Source organism: Chryseobacterium sp. BGARF1 (assembly GCF_001677955.1).
Lineage (GTDB): Bacteria > Bacteroidota > Bacteroidia > Flavobacteriales > Weeksellaceae > Chryseobacterium.
On the sequence record NZ_LELA01000100.1, the window covers coordinates 1 to 6,218 of the forward strand.

General features: G+C 33.2%; 6 protein-coding genes. All 6 read right to left on the reverse strand.

The window, feature by feature from the left end; translation table 11 throughout:
• Positions 1–1,193 (reverse strand): contractile injection system protein, VgrG/Pvc8 family (locus AB671_RS18550; protein ID WP_410492665.1); only part of this gene is annotated, 1,193 nt, incomplete at its 3' end.
• Between the two features lie 378 nt (positions 1,194–1,571).
• Positions 1,572–2,477, reverse strand: coding sequence for an ankyrin repeat domain-containing protein (locus tag AB671_RS18555; protein ID WP_228390922.1), 906 nt, complete (start codon positions 2,475–2,477; stop codon positions 1,572–1,574).
• 3 nt (positions 2,478–2,480) lie between these two features.
• Positions 2,481–3,734, reverse strand: coding sequence for a PAAR-like protein (locus AB671_RS18560; RefSeq protein WP_066677721.1), 1,254 nt, complete (start codon positions 3,732–3,734; stop codon positions 2,481–2,483).
• A 6-nt stretch (positions 3,735–3,740) separates the two neighbouring features.
• Positions 3,741–4,592: a hypothetical protein gene (locus AB671_RS18565; RefSeq protein ID WP_066677719.1), complete on the reverse strand. Its 852-nt coding sequence runs from the start codon at positions 4,590–4,592 to the stop codon at positions 3,741–3,743.
• Positions 4,593–4,703: 111 nt separating this feature from the next.
• On the reverse strand, positions 4,704–5,108 hold the full coding sequence (gene tssD, locus AB671_RS18570) for a type VI secretion system tube protein TssD (protein ID WP_066677718.1): 405 nt from the start codon (positions 5,106–5,108) through the stop codon (positions 4,704–4,706).
• Positions 5,109–5,751: 643 nt separating this feature from the next.
• Positions 5,752–6,218: hypothetical protein (locus AB671_RS22520; RefSeq protein ID WP_185114083.1), on the reverse strand; the 467-nt coding region annotated here is incomplete at its 5' end.

Here is a 6,218-nt window from a genome sequence, read left to right on the forward strand (position 1 = left end):
GGACGTGGGATATAACCGCTGTCTGCAGCAATTGCTTCAAAATTTCCTGTATAATATCCTCTTGCATCCACTTCATGGGTCACCTCAATCATCATTAATTTGGTGAAATAAGAAGTCTGATTGGTATCCTGTTTTCTCATCTCAACATCTGCTGTACAACCAGGATATAGGAATGGAACTGTAGTTTCTCCTGACGTAATAAATACCTGAGAAGCCTTACTTCCTGCTGTTCCTTTTTGTGAAGCATCAATATCCATGAAAGAGGCTGCTTTTATCGGGGCAACTCTTAGAGAGGGTGTTGTAAATGTTTTTTCTGAAATTTCGTAGGCACGTTTTGCAATATCAGAAGCATGGTTAATTTTAGAACTTCCTGTGGTCAGCTTTTCGTTTTTACTGCTGTTGTATCCGTAAAATGAAGGATTCACATGTTGTGCTTTCATTCTTACTTTCACATCATTTACATTGCTTCCGTAAGTCAATTTTACAGGTTGTTCGGCTGGTGGAAGTTTCCCAAAATGAAGGACTTCTCCATCATAGAAAAACTGTTCGCCATAAGCTTCCGCCATTCTTGCCAAATAATTGTAATGTGTTTCTTCGTATTGAGAGCTGTAAGAAACATTTCCGTATTGAGCATCTACTCGAAAATCGAATTTATTTCCGCCAAGTCCTTCTTTGATCACCTGATCGGCAATACTGTTAAGACTAATGGGTTGAGCTCCTCCGAAACTCTGAATATGCGGAGCAGCATCTAAAAGTATTGTCGGGCTGAAACCACTCAATACAATATTTCCTAAACTGCCTTTTTCCTGACTGAAACCTACTTCCGTGATTACTCCTACAAAATTTCTTTCGGGACCGTCGATGACATCTTTATATTTAAAAATGACGGTCAGTCTTTTTCCTAAAAAATTCTGAGCCTCTTCCAGATTATGATTTTCTGCAGAACCAAGTGTGTCATGAGCAAGAGTAATGCTGAATTCATGATGTTTTATGGCACTCTGGCTTAATTTAAAATGTTTAAAATGCTTTATTTCTTTACCTTCAATAACCAAATCGAGCTTTACCACTCTGTTGATTCCTAAAATCTGGCTTGTAGGAATTGCCAAAGCATTATGTATTTTTGAAGTAGGCTGATTTGCCCAAACTTTGTCTTCTACTATTGCCGAATTATTGGTCTGAGCCATCTGATTCATAAACATGTCTGAAGAATTCTTAACCGCTCCATTAATTGGCTGGCTGACATTTTTTATATTCTCAGTGGCTTTATCGGCTATTTTTGTGGAAACTTCTTCTTTTAGATTTTGTGCAGCACCAGTCTTTATATCGTCTGAAAGCTGAGGTTTGGTGGTATTATCCTGAAACATAATATTTTTCTTTAAACTTGTGAATTTGGTTTTTATATTTTATTCTATCTCATTGGAGATGACAAAATTTTCATATTATTTATTATGAAAATTTTTGTGATTCTAACTATTTTAAATTTAATCATAATTAATACCGAAAGAAAAATTTAAGCTTAAAATTTCACTTTTTGTAGTAATACTACGACTCGTTTTTGAGTAATTTCTATTTTATTGAGACAAAAGTTTCTGGTCTTCTTTATATCTATTTTCACCATAATTTTTATTAAAATTCACAAATCTTTTGTCTTTTTCACTCAGTTTTTCATACAAATCCATTCTTAGTTTTGCTTCTGCCTTTGGATCTTCTATTACAGGAAAATTGATACCATACTTTTCCTGAAGCTCTTTTTTCATTTCAGATACCTTTTCAAAGTAAGACGCGTTTTTAGAATTTTGATTTTTAGCTTGCTTCTTATCTTCAGAATCAATGTATAAAGCCATTGGAGAAAGCTCAGTTCCCTCTATTTTAGGTTTGCCTCCTTTTTTTAAAAAATATTGTGCAGTGCCTAAATTACTTCGTGCAGCAGCCTCCATAATATTTTTTCCTAAATAAGAATTGTGATTAATATCTGCACCGTTATCCAACAAAAAATCAATCATTTTTCTTTCTGTACTTTCTGCACCCAACATCATTGCATCGCATAAAGGACTACTTCCTACTGCAGGATTAGGGCTTGCTTTATATTTAAATAAAAGCTTTGCCATTTCATAATTATTTGTCCCAACCGCATGTGAAAGTGGCAAATCATAAAGATGCGGAATGATAATATTAGGATTTGCTCCGTTTTTAAGAAGAATATCCATCGCATGAAGGTTTTCCACAATGGAAGCATACATCAGTAAAGTATATCCTTTAATATCGCTTAATTGGTTGATGATTTGCGGGTCATTTTTTAAAATACTTTCTAATCCGGTATTATCTTCATCAAAAATTTTCTGTGCTGCTTGTAATTGTGCCCCTTCAAAAAGTTTTTGAGGAGGATATTGCTCTTTATTTTGAGTTTTTCTGGATCTTGTATCCTGACAGGAAAATAAGGTCATGGTAAAAAAGATTAAAAAAATTATATTTTTCATGGATCATGGGTTTACTGCAATTACATTGGTATTAATGGTTGCAATCATCGCTTCTACAGCATCTGCATAGGCGCTGTGACCGCTTCCGAATGTTTTCAGATTCATTCCTTCATTATCCGGAATGTATCCGAAGATCTCGTTTTGTTCGCCTAATGCTCTTGGAACAGCCCCTGTAAGACCTCCAAAAATTGCCAATTTATTCAGACCTGGAATTCTTGAAATGGCAAGTGTAGACAAAAGACCTTCTCTGTTATTTTGTAGCGCATTAAGAATGTCATTACTGGTACTGTAATTGGTGATATTAGAAGTAGAACCTACTGCACCGTTTTCATCTAAATATTCAAGAGTATTATCATGAACTCCTCTTGTGTTGAAAGTGTAGCCCGGCAATCCTGTATAATATGATGCCATTGCACTGTTTCCACCTCCCAAAGAATGCCCTGTGAAAGAAACATTTCCGTTGGTCGCTTCGTCCATTTTCTTCGAAAGATCCATTGTCTTTTTTATCTGGGGAGTCTGAGCACCAAAAGCCTGTCCTCCATCTTCAATAAACCAGTCATGATAAAACTGCATTCCTTTTGGTTCTGATCCTCTGAAAGCTACAAAATACTGTCCTGTATTATTATTTTTATAAACTGAAGCAAAAAAACCGTCATTAGTATTGGTGTTAAAATCTTTAGGAGTAAAAGTTCCGGGGCCAAAAATTTCATCGAGCTCATCTTGATTATCTGTATTTATTCTCGTATAATCTCCAATCTGTGCAGCTTCATCAGAATTATCATTATAAGAATCCTGAGCCATTGCTGCAGCGTTGCTCAACTCAGTAATTTGAGCAGGTGTAGGAAGATGGAACTTCACTGTTCCACCCAAAAAACAATTTAATGTAGAATTTTGAAGAAGAGGTTTTTTACCTTCAACTCTCACCTTTTGATGCGTATTCGTCCAGTCACTTCCTTTGGTAAGAAATGAGCAAATATTCAGACAATCATCAATCAATGCACTTCCAGCCCAAGCTGTAGCGGCTAAAACAAACAATCCGCCACCAAATGCAGCGGCAATTCCTACCCCGGCAACAGCTCCGGCAATCATCATTTGCGGACAAATAAAATTGTCTTTAAAACGATCATCTTCTGTCGCCATCAATTTCGAGCCATTTTTAAGATAAACGCTCGACTGAGAACTGACTCCTATCCCAATCAGCCGTCTTCCGCTGGTACACATAAGCGGAGTTTCTTGTGCGATATACAGTTGACTCATATTGTTTTATGTTATTAATTGAATATGATATCTGCAGACATACAGCATTTTTTCGTTCAGCTTTTCCTTCACATGAAATACAATTTCTGATAAAACGGAATCGAGGTTATAAATATATTCTCCTTCCATCATTAGATCGTATTCTAATGGAATATTTAAAGCTTTATGATAATTTTGAGCATAAATCTCATCAAAATCTCCGGTATGGCTTTTAAGCTTTCCTACGATGTTCATCTGAAATTTATCTTTATTATCTACAAACTGGTAGTTTGTTTCATATACTATTTTTTCCCCAGGAAAAAGGGTCGAAAGAAATTCTCTTTCTTTAAATTCTCCTTCATTGGTAAAGTTAACTCCGGTATTTGGGAACGGATAAAAAAGTATCTGATAAAGAAGATTGGCTTTAATATTATCATCAATTCGATGAAATTCGTTATCATAAATATTGATAATCTCGTTGTAAGAATCTTTTACCAGCTGCAGAAAACGCAGTTCTTTTCTTTTGATCTCTTCCCATTTTTCAACAATTACCGTTTCATTTTCTATTTTTTCAATGGTTTTATCTTCATTGAGAAGTAATGAGAGATTTTCGGTTGCTTTATTTACCTGATCTAATATTTCATAGAAAGGTTTCATTTGAGCATCGAAATGAATATATTTTTTATCTGAAATAAGAATATCAATATGCTTATATTCTCCGGGAATAATCTCCCAAATCTCTTCTGTTTCTGTTTCGTTTGCTTTTCCGTTGCCTAAGGTAAGATATGACTTGACATTTACAGAATACTTTCCGTTTCTATACCAAGCATATTTAAATGAATTTAATTCTTGAATTTCGTTTACTTCACTTTGATTCATAACCGGAAAGTTTTGTAAATTAAGGCTGATTTTACAACAAAAATGATATTATATCGAAAATGTGTATGAATAGTTTTATTCATACACATTGATCATTTCATAGGTTAGAAATTAAGCACCCGGCCAGATACCTGCGTACTCAGCTCCACCGTAGTTGATCTTTTCTGCGCTTACTACAAAGCTGATCAACATAGAGTTTTGATCTATTGCATCAAAATCTACTTCGTGTTGAATAACGTATCCGTTTTCCCAGTTTAGAGTGATCAAAGTACCTTCTTCGTGAGATTTGTTGAAAGTAATTTCACCTGTGGTCGGTTTGTATTTACCATTAAGCAAACTTTCAAGAATTTCAGATTTTTCTGTTGCTTCAATCGTTAATTTGATGATTGCGTTGGAAGGATCTGATGCTACACGTCCTGAAACGTCTGTAGATCTTGATACGCTGTAATTAAGCTTTAGTAATTTTTGTCCTTCGCTTCCGTTGAATTTTAAGATTCCTCTTGAATTTGCTGCCATTTTGTAAATTTTAAACAGTTAATATTTTGTGATTTGGTTAATTCAAAGATAGAGCCATTGATTTCTTTTGGAGCTATAAATTGTATAAATCTCAGATTTTGTAGTAATACTACGATTTGATGTAGTAGTTCTACGACTTTTGATACAAATACAGAAAAACCCTTTTGTACAAAGGGTTTTAGATATTATAAAGTAAAATTATCACATTGATATGATTAATTTTAAGAAATTTTTAAGAAAAGATTAGCACAAATAAAAAACGTATATTAAATATAAAAAACTAGAAAATTATTTTAATACTAAAATAGTTTCATAACTGGGGTAAGTACCTATACCATTTTTACCAGATTTTTTTTCTATAAACCTGTGATAATTTTGGAAAGTTATCACAAGCTTATAGTAAGTACTGCATTAAAAAACAGTTTTTCATTCAATATCTTTTTTGAGTATTGATTAATCAAATTCCCTTTTATATTCATAAAATCATTTCTTCTTACAATATCAAGAAAGAAAGTTTATCTATATTAAAAATGAGGAATTAATTTCCTCATTTTTAATTTCCTTTGTTTCGCTTTCACTTCTTCCAAATTTTTTCTGAATTGTCAGGAAGCCAAATTAAAATAGGAGCTTGTTCATATTGTTATCAGGATTTAGAAATACTTCGAATAGTCTGATATTTCTTCTGTAATAATGAGATTATTTTTTTCAAAGCTACAAACATTAATAATCCTAAAATATAACCGCCCAAAACACCACAAAATACTCCAATAATTATGGAAATATTAGTATCCCACCATTCTTTAACAGAATTGGCAAACCAAAAAAAGATTATAGATACAATTGTACAGCCGATCATTGAAACGCCCAAGAAAAAAGTTTTGAAACCTTTACTAATAGATTTCTGTTGAATACCTATCAAAACAGAGGTTGATAAAATACCTGCTGTTATAAGTCCAATTAGCAACAAAATAAATAATAAACATAAAACCACACCAATAATTACTACAATAGCAAAAAAAATAGCTCCCATTATTAATAGAACAACAAGAAAATCATCATCATTTTTGAAAGAATCAATAATATATGGTGAAAAAAGACTAATGAAGTTAA